Origin of the sequence: Bacillus sp. Marseille-Q3570 (assembly GCF_946151055.1) — a bacterium.
Lineage (GTDB): Bacteria > Bacillota > Bacilli > Bacillales > Fictibacillaceae > Pseudalkalibacillus.
The window spans coordinates 80,344-93,629 of record NZ_CAMGYZ010000013.1; the positions used below are offsets into that span (position 1 = coordinate 80,344).

Consider the following 13,286-nt stretch of genomic DNA (forward strand, 5'->3'; position numbering starts at 1 on the left):
TTCTTTTTAAGGTGATTTTTTAATATTGACTTAAAAGCAACATTCTTTTAGAAAAGAGCCATTTTTAAAGAGCTTATTCCATTGATAACTTTAGCATGAATGAAGGAGAAGTGCTATTGTAGACCAGATTTACAATCAAAAAAAAGCCCGCAGGTAAATACCTGCGGGCTGTTCTATACCCTTACATGCCTAGAAACATTACGGAAATGTTCATTTGCCGTAGGGACAGAACAATGGGAGAGGAGAAACCGGAGTATAGCTTATGGGGAAATTAAGCTTACTCCGTGGTTCAACTTACAACACCTGATTGAGGTGTTGTAATCCTATTATTGTACAGTTGTAAAGCTTCTATACGCTCTATTTAAGAATTAGCTCCTTTTGTGGTAGGATAGTGAAGGTAAATAATTCTACGGTGAGGTTATACGTAATGAGAATAATATCAGGAGAGTTTAAAGGCCGTAAGTTGAAGGCTGTACCGGGTTCAGGTACACGACCGACATCTGACAAAATACGAGAATCGATCTTCAACATCATTGGTCCGTATTTTGAAGGGGGTACCTCTTTGGATCTGTATGGTGGAAGTGGTGCTCTTACCATTGAAGGTATGAGTAGAGGCATTGAGAAAGCAATCATAATCGATGTCGATCCAAAAGCTGTGGAAACGATAAAAGAAAATTTGCACACCCTTGGCTTGGATGATCGAGTTGAGGTTTTTCGGAATGATTCATACCGCGCATTGAAAGCGCTTCGAAAAAGAGGTGCTAAATTCAGTTACGTGTACTTGGATCCACCTTATAGAAAGCAAAAGATCAAGAAGGAAATCGAATTTTTAAAGGAAAATGAATTGTTAGAACCGAACGCGGTGATTGTCACCGAACATGATGCAATGCTGGAACTTCCAGAGCAAATCGCTGGTTGCGTTTGCTTCAAGCATGAGCAATATAATAGCACTACAGCGGTTACAATATATACAAATGAAACCGAGGGGGAAGAACAACATGAATAAGAAACTTGCTATATGCCCAGGCAGCTTCGATCCGATCACATACGGCCATCTTGACATCATCTCCAGGGGCGCAAGTGTCTTTGATGAAGTGATTGTAGTCGTTGCGCACAATCAAAGTAAACAGTCACTTTTTACAGTCGAAGAACGTATGGATCTTATAAAAGAAACTACAAAAGATATTGCGAACATCAAAGTTGATTGGTGTGACGGTTTGCTCATGGATTATGTACGCACAACCGGTGCAAAAGTCATTTTGAGAGGATTAAGAGCCGTTTCAGACTTTGAATATGAAATGCAGATCACTTCAATCAACCGGAAGTTAGATGAATCAGTTGAGACATTTTTCATGATGACGAATAATCAGTATTCATTCCTAAGTTCAAGCATTGTAAAAGAGGTTGCAAAATATCATTCTCCAGTTACTGATCTTGTTCCTAAAGTGGTAGAGGAGGCTTTGAAGGAGAAGTTTGCAAAATGATCCGTTCTACCTTTTTACATAATCTTGTAGTGTTTGATGGATTTTAAATGTATCAAAATAAAAATGATCAAGCTGGTGAAGGTGATCATCGCTCCAACAGTCAATAGGGATTGCCATGCATCATAAATCCATGAAATTGATGGATGAGTTGCAAAGGTCTCTACCACTCTTCCTTGTGATGACTGCTTTACATATAGTGGCTCCCATAGAATGATGGTCAAAATAGCAGCGATGAACCCATGCATGATCCTTGCGATGAGGAACGGTTTGAATCGTATATCTGTCTCCGCTAAGATACTTGCTACCTGAGCCTGAACGGAAAAACCATTGAAGGCAAGGACGAAACTGACCAGCACTGCTTGTTCCAAAAGCACAGAACCACTGGTTTCGCTGATTAATTTACTACCGAGTGTAATTTCGAACATCCCCGAAAGTAATGGTGGAATAAGAGCTTGAGCAAAGCCAATCAAACCCATAAATGTGGACAAGATAGAAGCCATAAACATAGTAATATGGAACTCTGTCAACATCCTATTCAATACAGAAAAAAGTAAGATGAATCCACCTATCATCAATAGGGTCTGTATAGAGTGTCTGACAGCATCCCCCAGTTGTTGTCCGAATGGACGCGGATCGCTTCTCCTGACTTGATGCATCCTATCAAGTGCAAGGCTCAATCTTTTGTCAGGTCTAGATGAATAGGATCGTCTTGGGCGGAAGTCATCCGGACCGTAAAAGCGCATGATGAAGCCTACGAAGATATTACCAATATAATGGGCCGCAGCAAGAAGCACACCTAACGCTGCATTATTGAAAAAACCGACTGCTACAGCACCAAGGATGAATAACGGATTGGAACAATTGGTGAATGAAACGAGACGTTCTGCTTCGATTCGAGAGATTTCCTTCTCCTGTCTAAGTCTTGCAGTCAGTTTCGCACCTGCAGGAAATCCAGATGAGATTCCCATCGCCCACACGAATCCCCCTGAACCAGGGACCTTGAAAAGCGGGCGCATGATCGGTTCCATCAATACACCTACAAAACGTACGACACCGAAGCAGATTAACAGTTCACTTAAGATGAAAAAAGGGAGTAATGAAGGGAAAACGATTTCCCACCACATTTTCAATCCGGTCAATGATGATTCAAATGCTGCTTTTGGGTATACCATTAAAGATAAAGCAAATAGTGAAGCGACTATTGCAAAAAGTGAATTTTTCATCCGGGAATGGTACAATCCAAAGCCTCCTTATGAATACGCTGAAATAAGGATGGACGTTTGATAAGTTGTCCTCATTCATTTATACGTGAATATACTGAGTTTAGACCTTGTTGGAATGTTCTTAGATGAAAAGAGGAGGTCATCCTGTGAATCAACCAAAGATTGGTTTAGCTCTAGGGTCTGGAGGAGCTAGAGGATTTGCGCATATAGGCGTTTTGAAAGCGTTGGTCGCAGCGGAAATTCCTATACACATGATTGCAGGAAGCAGTATGGGTGCTCTTGTGGGTGCATTTTATTGTACCGGGCATAAGCCTGAAACAATGGTGAAGATGGCAAGGATGTTCCGAAGAAGATATTATATAGATTACACAGTTCCGAAAATGGGATTTGTAGCGGGTGAAAAAGTGAAGCAGTTGATCCATGCTTTGACGAAAGGGAGAAATATTGAAGATTTAGATCTCCCTTTTTCCATCATAGCAACAGACCTTTATAAGGGTGAAAAGGTCGTCATCAGTAAAGGCGCTATATCTGAAGCTGTAAGAGCAAGTATTGCTGTTCCAGGCATCTTTGTCCCATATGAAAAAGATGGCAGACTTTTAATTGATGGAGGGGTCATCGATCGCGTACCTGTCTCTGTAGTTAAAAAGATGGGAGCGGATCTTGTCATTGCGGTTGATATCTCACATATAAAAAAAGACCCCGAAATCAATACAATCTTTGATGTTATCATGCAAAGCATCGACATCATGCAGCGAGAGCTTGTGAAAGCGAACCAAATATCTACAGATGTGCTGATCAGACCTCTGGTGGAAAATTACAGTTCAGCTGCGTTCAAAGATATAGATGAGATCATTGCAATTGGTGAAGAGGAAACCAATAATCGAATAGAAGATATTAAAGCTGCAATACGCGACTGGAGGAAGAAGAATGAAAAGAATTAGAGCCCAATGGCCATGGGTTGTCATTTTATTAGCCATTTTGATCGCCTTCTTACCACTTCCTTATTACTTCACACAACCAGGTGATGCAAAGGTACTGACTCCGATCATCGAGGTTGATGAGAGGAATCAAGCAAAAGGCTCATTTATGCTTACCACCGTCTTGGTAGGGAAAGCAAATGCGGCAGAATATTTATGGGCGAAAGTCAGTGAATATCGAGAAGTGATTCCTGAGGATCAAATACGAGGGTCTGATGAAACAGAAGAAGAATATGAATCCCGACAGCTCCAGTTGATGCAAAGCTCGCAGCATGCAGCCACGATTGTCGCCTACAAGGAAGCAGATAAATCGATTGAAATCCTAAATAAAGGTGTATTCATAACCGGTGTCATATCTGGTATGCCCGCGGCTGATAAACTGAAAGTAGGAGATCTGATCACTGCATTGAACGGAAAAAAAATCAAAACAGCTGAAGAACTGGTCGACCGGTTGAAAAAGTTTGATGCGAATGAAAAGGTTGAACTTACGGTTAACAGAGAATCAAAGGAAAAAAAGATAACGATTCCGTTGAAGCCTTTTCCGAAAGACATTGTCCAAAACAGTGAGGAAGAACGCGCTGGAATCGGGATTACATATCCGGTTACATTTACAGAGATAAAGACTGATCCCGAATTGAAAATCGACACGAATAAAATTGGAGGTCCATCAGCTGGCCTGATGTTCACACTTGAAATCTACAACCAATTGACGGAAGAGGATTGGACGAAAGGTTACCAGATTGCGGGGACAGGGACGATGAATGAAAAAGGAGAGGTCGGTCCTATTGGCGGAATCAAACAAAAAATTGTAGCTGCTGACAATGCAGGTGCCGAAGTCTTCTTTGCTCCGGTTAAAGCAGATAATTACAAACATGCAAAAGAAGCTGCAGAAGACATCAAGACAGAAATGAAAATCGTTCCGGTTGATAAATTCACCGATGCACTTGATTATTTAAAAGATTTGAAGGAAAAGTGATTGAAAATAGTGAAGCTGACCCATCATTTATGATTCGAGTCAGCTTTTTTCTTTTGAACTGAACTTGCTCACTTGATGTTTGACTGAATAACGACAAAAATCAAGGGTGAATTACAAAAAATTAGGAATAACTACAAAAGTAACGATTATAATGCAAAAAACAATAATTTAACTGCAAAAACAAGAAATTAACTACAAAACCATAAAATGCGAAAACCCTCAGGTGCCGATCGGTGGAGTTGCGTATTCCTGTTTCCATAGAGTGGTATGAAAGCGGGATGGATGCCCAAGGATATATGTTTTCGCGGCTCTTATATCCATTTGCAAAAAGTCATCACGATGCTTTGAAAGGGTACTTACGAGCGGGAGTCCGAAGTTCTTTTTCTTCACATTCAAATAGTGCTGTCCCTGAGGACTCATGCCGAGCAGCCGTATATAAGTGGGACCGCCATGTAACGCTTTTGCCATCAATTCCTTTCGTGCATTTGTCAGCAGATGTGTACATAATCTTTGGAGACGGGTCCACGTATATCGTTTTGTTTTGACAGACTCGAGAAAATCAATAAAAGAGTCAGTGTGGGTGATTTGGTTTTGCAGACGGTGTTGAATCCCTTCCACACATTCATAAACTTCTGACAATTCCTCAGGAGTAGAGGTGATGAGTTTATGTTTCAGCAATTGATAATAGCTGTCCCAGTTGATGAACCGCCCGTAAACTTGGTGATGGTGATTCAACCCTTCAAACGTTGATGGGGGGATTAGCTCCTGAATTCCACCTATGTTCCCATCATCACTAAATAGGATTTTCCTGATCCCTGTCGCACTAGCAATTTTATCAGGTCCATGATCATGCTCATGATAACCTGCACCAGTACGTCTGACCGTATTCATTTTGATTTTCGAATCGATTTTCAAGACTGAATTAACATAGTGGAAGCCAAGGATATTATTCGGTTGCGTCAGATCTACGGACTCTTCAGGGCGTCCAGGAAGTGCAGCAAAAGCCATTGAGGCTGCAGTTGGATAGTTCACACCGGTTTGGACATGTTTTTGGATCAAATCATTATATTCATGATCCATCGAATGGATGAAGTCGACAGTCCTTAAAAAGGGTTCGATCTTGCCGGATTCACTTCCAAAAATGACCTCATCGCATTGCATTTTATCCAGTATGGAAACAGCTCCAAACGCAAAACGATCTGCCCGTTGGGTTGCAAAGGCATAAGGAAGTTCAACGACTAGATCGACTCCTGCTTCAAGTGCCATCTTTGCCCGTGTCCATTTTGAAACAAGGGCAGGCTCTCCTCTTTGCAAAAAATTACCGCTCATCACCGCAATGACTACATCAGCTTGTGATTGTTTCTTAGCTTGTTGCAAATGATATAAATGTCCATTATGAAAAGGGTTATATTCAACAATCAATCCTAAAGATTTCATCATTCTGCTCCTTCTGATTTGGTAGTGATAGAGGAAATACGTTAAAATTGAATCATCATGACCTTGTGAAGTAAACCAGGTGAAACGGGAAGACCATTGACTTCATTATTGTACCAAATTGTGGAGGAAGATTAAAAACAACTGTAAAGAAAAAATGTTGACAATTTTTTTGTAGAAAGCTATAATTACTACTGTTGCCTTGAGGTGATGACAAATGAAATGGTCCATACAACAACTGAGAAGTTTTCAACGTAAAGGACTAGAAATTGATGATACGATCGAGTTGGACTCGATTCGTGATTTTGATTCTGAAATCCGCGAAATAACACCAGTCCATGTAAAGGGTTATGCTGAAATCAATCAAAATCGAGCTGTATTTCATTTGACGATTTCTGGACAAATGACATTGCCATGTGCAGTGACTCTTGAAGATGTACCTTTTCCTTTTAAAATCCGATCGACCGAGATTTTCCTTTTCGAGCCGGATTATGGGATGGATGCTGAAGAAGAGGATATCCATGTTGTCGAAGAGAATACGGTTGACCTGATACCTTATATTCGGGAAAACATATTGTTGGAAAAGCCGTTGAAGGTCATCAGCTCTGAACCAACTGATAACCCTCCTGCTCCTCCATCAGGTAAAGGATGGGATGTAGTTGAGGAAGAAGAGGATCGACAAGACAAGGTCGATCCACGGATGGCCGACTTGGCCAAATTTTTTAATGATAGCGATAAAAAGTGAAGAAACGTCAAAACAATTGACATTCTCTAGCTGAACAATTCCTTCAAGGAGGTGGAAAACCATGGCAGTACCTTTTAGAAGAACCTCTACCACTCGTAAAAACAAGCGTCGTACTCACTATAAGTTGAAAGTACCTGGAATGGTGAAATGCCCACAATGTGGCGAATATAAGCTTTCTCACCGCGTATGTCCAGAATGTGGAACATACAAAGGAAAAGAAGTAGTTGAGAAGTAAGCTTGATCAAAAAGTGCCTGTAAGGATCATATCCTTCCAGGCATTTTTTTATGGTTCTGACGGAAAGAAAACCTTTCTTTGTGTCCGTCAATTTACGTTAAAGTGACTAAGCGGGTCGCTTCTGCTATTCTCGAACCCGTAAAAAGCGAGTATATTTCCAAAAAAAAACAGTTTATACGAAAACAACTCAATTCTAATTAGAAATATAAAAAAACAATCATGTTTCAGCTATAATATAGGAAAACTTACATAAACAAGGTGATCATATGGAGAAAGTGAAAGTAGAAGTCGAAGATGGTATCGGTTGGGTGATTTTGAATCAGCCTGAACGTTACAATGCCGTCGATCATGACATGATAGGATTGATTGGAAAAGCTCTGGAAAATTTGAAAAATGATGATGGCGTTAAAATATTGGTGATGACTGGTGCTGGTGAGAAATCATTTTGTTCCGGTGGAGATTTATCCGTCTTCCATCAATTACATACAGAAGATGAAGCCTATGAAATGCTTTCCAAGATGGGAGAGGTTTTGTTCAAGATTTTCACCTTCCCAAAGCCGACAATCGCTCTTTTGAATGGTGTAACGGTTGGAGGAGGTTGTGAAATTGCATCAGCATGTGATTTACGGATAGCCTACCCAAATGTGAAATTCGGTTTCATTCAAGGCACACTTGGAATCACAACAGGTTGGGGGGGATCTACTTTTGTCATGGAAAGAATGAATCCTGAATCTGCGTTTGAGATACTGATCAGTGCTATGAAATATTCCGCACAGGATGGATACGAAAAAGGGTTCGTCCAGAAAGTACTGGATATAGAAGAACCGCTGCATGATTTTAAGGAATGGATCGAACCTCTTACAACGAAAAACCAAGGAGTCCTACAAGCATATAAACAGCGCGGTCTCGACCGATATAACCTTTCTGAAATTAAGCTGCGAGTTGACAAAGAGATAAGGGAATGCGCTCGGTTATGGGCTACAGATGACCATCATCAGGCTGTCAAAACCTTTTTAAACCGAAAATGAGGAGTTTTGAGTCCTCCAATAAAGGGAGCGAATCTTTCACTAGCATTTAAAGGAAGGTATATATACTTTCTTGAATATAAGGGCAACTAGACCCATCCTACGCTCAGGCTTGGCATAGCCCAAGTTTTCTTTAAACGAAAGTCTATCTTTTCTACCATCTGCATATGTTGTAAATAAAGTAGAAATGTTTGGAGGGATGCAGATGGGCTCAACACGCCAGGATGCTTGGAGTCATGATGAAGATCTATTGCTAGCCGAAGTCGTTCTGCGACATATACGTGAGGGAGGCACTCAATTAGCAGCGTTTGAAGAAGTTGGGAAAAAATTATCCCGGACCTCAGCCGCATGTGGATTCAGATGGAATTCATTGATCCGCAAAAAATATGATGCTGCTATAGCGATTGCAAAAAAACAACGAAAACAGATGATGAAAGGAAAGACATCGAAATCACATTCTAGTAATCCTGTACAGTCACATGAAACGACCTCACAAGAAGAGATAAGAGTTATGAACAGATCCCCGGAGGTTAATTCAGGTTTATGTATGGCAGATATAATCGACTACTTGCGAAATATCCAAAATTCAGAACAGGATGTGCATACACTTCAAACGGAAAATGAGCGTCTGAAAGATAACCTTTTGAAAATGGAGAAGGAAAATGAAGTGTTGAACCACAAACTTCAAAAATTGAAGAAGGATTATGATCATGTGTATGAAGACTATAAAATCATGTTGAATTTCATGGAACGGGCACGGAAAATGGCAGTGACAGATGACGATGAGGATTCGCAAGTGAAATTCCAAATGGATTATAATGGAAATCTTGAAAAAGTGGAAAAGTAAGTAAAAAAAGCTGACGAAAAAGTGCCAGGAATCCTGAAAAACAAGGTCCTGACACTTGATTCAAGTCAGCTTTACTGTTTTTATAGGCACGCTGATCCCTTAGGACAAGGAAAGCTTCGGCAGCGTTACATCGCACGAAGAAAATGCGATTTTCATTTTTGAGGAGTCTCGCACATTGCTCTCCAATCAACTTGCATAAGGTGTTTTTTAAAACCAATAATCTTTTAGAAAAGAGCCTTATCGAACAACGTATTTCTTACAAGTCAGATGAGGATACATCCGTTTCCTTGATCGGTCCACCCTCTTTTTCTGCAGGCTCTTGCTCTGCAACCCCCGCTGGATACCATACATAAGGGTTTTCCCCACGGTCACGGCTTGGATTATAAGTTACAGACGAGAAGCCCATCTTTTCCCAAAACTCGCTAGAACGCTGTCGTGCGTTTGTCTTGATAGGGAGATTGTAGGTTTTTGCATAATTGACGAGTGCACGACCGAAACCTTTCCCATGATATGCAGGTAAGACTTCCAGTTTCCATAATTCAAGGTAATCCTGAGGTGGATCGAAATAGCGATCGTAATTCCCATCGATTCTATAAAGGCTCATTCTAGCGACCAGTTTGTCTCCGTAATAAATCCCATAAAATGGAGACTCACTATCGTTATCGATGAAATTTTCCTGTAAATCTTCCAACATCGATAATTCCTGGATACCATATTCCTTGAACTTTTTAAATTCTTCCAACGTTTTATAATTAACGAGAAGCTTTTGAACTTTATACATTATTGGTGTCCCCCTTCATTTTTTCTCCCTTTCTATCTTGTATTATTATATAATAAAGTTACGAAAATTTCTGCAAATGTGAAAAAATTCTGCAGAAATCTACAGGAATCAACCAGATTGTTGTTGAAAGTAGTAGATTGTAGCCTAGAGAAATAGGAGGAGATGGTTTGAAAAAGATACTGATCGCAAACAGAGGAGAAATTGCAGCTAGAATTGTAAAGACTTGCGAGAAATTAGGGATCGAACCTGTAATTGTGTATTCACAGGCAGATAAAGATCTTCCCTATGTGAAAAATGCCAAGATAGCTCATGAAATCGGTGAGCCTCCGGTTGTAAAGTCATATTTGAATAGTGACCGTGTGTTGGAGGTTGCGCTTTCTGAAAAAATTGATGCAATCCACCCTGGTTATGGATTTCTATCTGAAAATGCTGATTTTGTGCGTAAAGTTGAAAACGCTAACATAACGTTCATCGGTCCTTCCGCAGATGTTGTAGAGGCGATGGGGGACAAGGTCAAGGCAAGAAAAACCATGCAGGATGCTGCTGTCCCAGTCGTACCTGGAAGTGATGGTCCGATCAGTGATGTCGACGCGGCTGTCCAGCTTGCTGGTAAAATCGGATATCCGGTAATGATCAAAGCAAGTGCTGGCGGAGGAGGCATCGGGATGCAGCGGTGTGATGATGAAAAAGCTTTACGCACTGCCTTTGTATCTAGCCAGAACCGCGCTAAGGCTTATTTCGGGAATGATGAAATGTTCATGGAAAAATTCATTTCCAACAGCCGTCATATTGAAGTCCAGATCTTCGGTGATGAAGATGGAAATGTCGTGCATTTATTTGAAAGGGACTGCTCGATCCAGCGTAGACATCAGAAAGTCATTGAGGAGTCACCGTCACCATTCTTGAGTGAAGAAGTCCGCCAACAAATTTGTGAAGCGGCAGTACAAGCAGGTAGACATGTCAATTATACTAATGCTGGTACGGTTGAATTCATCGTGGACGAGAACGAAAATTTCTACTTCCTCGAAATGAATACTCGTCTGCAAGTTGAACATCCGGTCACGGAAATGATCACTGGTTTAGACCTTGTTGAATGGCAGATTGACGTTGCTCAATCGAAACCAATCCCATACTCACAAGCAGAACTTGTGAAATCCGGACATAGTATTGAATATAGGATTTATGCGGAAGATCCTGAAACATTCTTGCCTTCTCCTGGAAAAATCGAAACGTTCGAGTATCCAGAATCGGAAGGGCTCCGTGTAGATACCGGCTTCAGTTCTGAGACACAAGTAACACCATTCTATGATCCGATGATTGCAAAAGTCATCATTCATGCAGATGACCGTGAAAAGGTGTTGGAGAAGTCCAGGTATTTCTTTTCTGAGTGGACTTTGAGCGGTATCAAACATAATGGTCCGTTATTCGATCTAGTGTTAAATGAAGAATCGTTCCAAAAGGGACAATATACAACCCAATATTTAAATGAAGTAATCAAAAAAGTAAAAAATTAGGAGTGATACAACATGAAAGAGATTACAGCATCAATGGCAGGTACAGTATTGAACGTATTGGTATCAGAAGGAGAAACAATCACAACTGGACAAGCAGTACTTACATTGGAATCGATGAAGATGGAAATTCCGATTGAAGCAGTAACAGAAGGGGAGGTAGCTTCCGTAAATGTAAATGTCGGAGATTTCGTCAATGAAGGTGACGTCCTCGTTGTCATGAAATAAAAGTGAATGAGCGCTCGTTCTTTTCTACAGCAATGAAGGAGGAATTATATGTTGAAAACAATCAATGAAACTTTGCACGAGACGAAAGCAAGGATTGAGGCGGGTGGTGCTGAAAAGTATCATGAGAAGCTGAAGACACAAAATAAAATGTTCGTCCGTAAACGTCTTGACTTATTATTCGACGATGATTCATATAAGATTGAAGACGGAAAATTCGCTAATAACCAGGCAGAAGGGTTACCTGCTGACGGTGTGATTACTGCAATCGGGAAAGTAAACGGTCAAAAAGTTTGTGTGATGGCCAATGATTCGACAGTTAAAGCCGGGTCATGGGGAGCGAGAACAGTAGAAAAGATCATCCGCATCCAGGAAACGGCTATGAGGCTCAAGTTGCCGCTCTTTTATCTAGTCGATTCAGCTGGCGCCAGAATTACGGATCAGATTGATATGTTCCCGAACCGACGTGGTGCAGGTAGAATCTTTTATAATCAAGTTAAAATGTCTGGAATGGTGCCGCAGATCTGTATCCTGTTCGGACCATCAGCTGCAGGCGGGGCATATATCCCTGCATTTTGTGACACTGTCATAATGGTGGATCAGAATGCATCTATGTACCTGGGGTCACCGAGGATGGCAGAAAAGGTGATCGGAGAAAAGGTCACACTTGAAGAAATGGGAGGTGCAAGAATGCATTGCAGCATTAGTGGATGCGGTGATGTACTTGCATCTTCAGAAGAAGAAGCCATCCAATCAGGCCGCAATTATTTTTCATATTTTCCTGCCAACTATAAAGAAAAACCTTTGAAATTAGAGGGGAAACATCCTGTACAAGGCAGAAGCTTATCCGAAATTGTACCGGAAAACCAAAACGTTCCTTTCGATATGTATGAGTTCATTGCTGGACTAATCGATGAAGGCTCATTTTATGAAATGAAAAAGTTGTTTGCGCCAGAAATGGTGACTGGTTTTGCCCGAATTGATGGTAAGACGGTTGGAATCGTTGCAAATCAGCCGAAGGTTAAAGGCGGCGTGTTGTTTGTCGACTCTGCTGACAAAGCAGCGAAGTTCATTACGCTTTGTGACGCGTTCTCGATTCCTTTGTTGTTCCTTGCCGATGTACCAGGATTCATGATCGGTACTAAAGTGGAAAAAGCAGGAATCATCCGCCATGGAGCGAAGTTGATTGCAGCAATGAGTGATGTGACTGTTCCGAAAATATCGGTTGTTGTCCGTAAAGCATATGGTGCAGGATTATATGCTATGGCAGGTCCTGCTTTCGAACCCGATTGCTGCATCGCGTTGCCAACAGCACAGATTGCAGTCATGGGCCCTGAAGCAGCGGTAAATGCTGTTTACTCCAATAAGATCAATGAAATTGAAGACCCGAAAGAGCGTATGAAGTACGTGCAAGAAAAGCATCAAGAATACAAAGAACATATTGATATCTATAAGCTTGCATCTGAAATGATTGTCGATCAAATTGTATCTGCGGATGACCTGCGGGAAGAGTTGATTGATCGATTCGAAGCATATGAGTCTAAAGAAATGATATTCAGCGAACGTAAGCACCCAGTATATCCTGTATAGGTAATCGTTGTCTTATAAAGTTGATCCATAGACCATCGATAGATGGCTCTATGGGTCTTTTTGTATTGGCTGTCCCGCAAACTTTGTTGTTCTTGCACTTAAAGAAAGTATAAAATACTTTCTTAAAAGGCTTGGTCTCGCCAAGTTTTCTTTAAAAGTCGTTGATTTCCGCTCCAGGATGCTCGCTTTCCTCGGGGCGTGCGGTAAGCCAACTCGTCGCCTTGCGACATAGT

14 protein-coding genes are annotated in these 13,286 nt (G+C 41.0%); 11 read left to right on the forward strand and 3 right to left on the reverse strand.

The genetic code is table 11. The annotated features are described in order from the left end of the window. The first annotated feature begins 427 nt into the window (after positions 1-427). Positions 428-1,006, forward strand: coding sequence for a 16S rRNA (guanine(966)-N(2))-methyltransferase RsmD (gene rsmD, locus N8M93_RS17350; RefSeq protein WP_261133878.1), 579 nt, complete (start codon positions 428-430; stop codon positions 1,004-1,006). After that, complete coding sequence (gene coaD, locus N8M93_RS17355) at positions 999-1,484, forward strand: pantetheine-phosphate adenylyltransferase (protein WP_261133879.1); 486 nt, start codon at positions 999-1,001, stop codon at positions 1,482-1,484. The genes rsmD and coaD overlap by 8 nt, the downstream gene beginning before the upstream one ends. Before the next feature lie 14 nt (positions 1,485-1,498). Here the strand turns inward: coaD and ylbJ are convergent, their stop codons facing one another. Next, entirely contained in the window at positions 1,499-2,707 is a 1,209-nt protein-coding gene (ylbJ, locus tag N8M93_RS17360; RefSeq protein ID WP_261133922.1) for a sporulation integral membrane protein YlbJ, read from the reverse strand. A gap of 146 nt (positions 2,708-2,853) precedes the next feature. Between ylbJ and N8M93_RS17365 the strand changes: the two genes are divergently transcribed. Together N8M93_RS17365 and N8M93_RS17370 are read left to right on the forward strand one after the other, a co-directional pair. Beyond that, complete coding sequence (locus N8M93_RS17365; RefSeq protein ID WP_261133880.1) at positions 2,854-3,648, forward strand: patatin-like phospholipase family protein; 795 nt, start codon at positions 2,854-2,856, stop codon at positions 3,646-3,648. Continuing rightward, complete coding sequence (locus tag N8M93_RS17370; protein WP_261133881.1) at positions 3,635-4,660, forward strand: SepM family pheromone-processing serine protease; 1,026 nt, start codon at positions 3,635-3,637, stop codon at positions 4,658-4,660. Before N8M93_RS17365 ends, N8M93_RS17370 begins: the two co-directional genes overlap by 14 nt. Positions 4,661-4,879: 219 nt before the next feature. On the opposite strand, the gene N8M93_RS17375 is transcribed toward N8M93_RS17370, so the two are convergent. Then, positions 4,880-6,100, reverse strand: a complete 1,221-nt coding sequence (locus N8M93_RS17375) for a nucleotidyltransferase (protein ID WP_261133882.1) — start codon at positions 6,098-6,100, stop codon at positions 4,880-4,882. Positions 6,101-6,311: 211 nt separating this feature from the next. Here N8M93_RS17375 and N8M93_RS17380 point away from each other — a divergent pair, with 211 nt between their 5' ends. The 4 genes from N8M93_RS17380 (at position 6,312) to N8M93_RS17395 (ending at position 8,946) form a co-directional block, all read left to right on the forward strand. Beyond that, positions 6,312-6,839: a DUF177 domain-containing protein gene (locus N8M93_RS17380; protein WP_261133883.1), complete on the forward strand. Its 528-nt coding sequence runs from the start codon at positions 6,312-6,314 to the stop codon at positions 6,837-6,839. A gap of 61 nt (positions 6,840-6,900) precedes the next feature. Continuing rightward, positions 6,901-7,074, forward strand: coding sequence for a 50S ribosomal protein L32 (gene rpmF, locus N8M93_RS17385; RefSeq protein WP_221564071.1), 174 nt, complete (start codon positions 6,901-6,903; stop codon positions 7,072-7,074). 266 nt (positions 7,075-7,340) lie between these two features. Further along, entirely contained in the window at positions 7,341-8,102 is a 762-nt protein-coding gene (locus N8M93_RS17390) for an enoyl-CoA hydratase/isomerase family protein (RefSeq protein ID WP_261133884.1), read from the forward strand. A 202-nt stretch (positions 8,103-8,304) separates the two neighbouring features. Continuing rightward, on the forward strand, positions 8,305-8,946 hold the full coding sequence (locus N8M93_RS17395) for an RsfA family transcriptional regulator (protein ID WP_261133885.1): 642 nt from the start codon (positions 8,305-8,307) through the stop codon (positions 8,944-8,946). A gap of 256 nt (positions 8,947-9,202) precedes the next feature. Here the strand turns inward: N8M93_RS17395 and N8M93_RS17400 are convergent, their stop codons facing one another. Then, the gene (locus N8M93_RS17400; protein ID WP_261133887.1) at positions 9,203-9,727 is read right to left on the reverse strand and encodes an N-acetyltransferase; all 525 of its coding nucleotides are present in this window, start codon (positions 9,725-9,727) and stop codon (positions 9,203-9,205) included. Between the two features lie 167 nt (positions 9,728-9,894). On the opposite strand from N8M93_RS17400, the gene N8M93_RS17405 reads away from it, so the two are divergent. The 3 genes from N8M93_RS17405 to N8M93_RS17415 are packed head-to-tail and all read left to right on the forward strand — an operon-like array spanning position 9,895 to position 13,053. Continuing rightward, positions 9,895-11,241 carry an acetyl/propionyl/methylcrotonyl-CoA carboxylase subunit alpha gene (locus tag N8M93_RS17405; RefSeq protein ID WP_261133889.1) on the forward strand — a complete coding sequence of 449 codons (1,347 nt, stop codon included), beginning with the start codon at positions 9,895-9,897 and terminating at the stop codon, positions 11,239-11,241. A 12-nt stretch (positions 11,242-11,253) separates the two neighbouring features. Beyond that, a complete protein-coding gene (locus tag N8M93_RS17410; protein WP_261133890.1) occupies positions 11,254-11,466 on the forward strand; it encodes a biotin/lipoyl-containing protein in 213 nt (70 codons plus the stop codon). A 48-nt stretch (positions 11,467-11,514) separates the two neighbouring features. Continuing rightward, on the forward strand, positions 11,515-13,053 hold the full coding sequence (locus N8M93_RS17415; RefSeq protein WP_261133891.1) for an acyl-CoA carboxylase subunit beta: 1,539 nt from the start codon (positions 11,515-11,517) through the stop codon (positions 13,051-13,053). Positions 13,054-13,286: the final 233 nt, after the last annotated feature.

Excerpts from the sequence above, each read along its gene's own strand:
- ylbJ (WP_261133922.1), bottom strand. The coding sequence starts at position 2,707 with ATGAAAAATTCACTTTTTGCAATAGTCGCTTCACTATTTGCTTTATCT.
- N8M93_RS17375 (WP_261133882.1), bottom strand. The coding sequence starts at position 6,100 with ATGATGAAATCTTTAGGATTGATTGTTGAATATAACCCTTTTCATAAT.
- N8M93_RS17415 (WP_261133891.1), top strand. The coding sequence starts at position 11,515 with ATGTTGAAAACAATCAATGAAACTTTGCACGAGACGAAAGCAAGGATT.
- rsmD (WP_261133878.1), top strand. The coding sequence starts at position 428 with ATGAGAATAATATCAGGAGAGTTTAAAGGCCGTAAGTTGAAGGCTGTA.
- coaD (WP_261133879.1), top strand. The coding sequence starts at position 999 with ATGAATAAGAAACTTGCTATATGCCCAGGCAGCTTCGATCCGATCACA.
- N8M93_RS17395 (WP_261133885.1), top strand. The coding sequence starts at position 8,305 with ATGGGCTCAACACGCCAGGATGCTTGGAGTCATGATGAAGATCTATTG.
- rpmF (WP_221564071.1), top strand. The coding sequence starts at position 6,901 with ATGGCAGTACCTTTTAGAAGAACCTCTACCACTCGTAAAAACAAGCGT.
- N8M93_RS17370 (WP_261133881.1), top strand. The coding sequence starts at position 3,635 with ATGAAAAGAATTAGAGCCCAATGGCCATGGGTTGTCATTTTATTAGCC.
- N8M93_RS17410 (WP_261133890.1), top strand. The coding sequence starts at position 11,254 with ATGAAAGAGATTACAGCATCAATGGCAGGTACAGTATTGAACGTATTG.
- N8M93_RS17390 (WP_261133884.1), top strand. The coding sequence starts at position 7,341 with ATGGAGAAAGTGAAAGTAGAAGTCGAAGATGGTATCGGTTGGGTGATT.
- N8M93_RS17400 (WP_261133887.1), bottom strand. The coding sequence starts at position 9,727 with ATGTATAAAGTTCAAAAGCTTCTCGTTAATTATAAAACGTTGGAAGAA.
- N8M93_RS17380 (WP_261133883.1), top strand. The coding sequence starts at position 6,312 with ATGAAATGGTCCATACAACAACTGAGAAGTTTTCAACGTAAAGGACTA.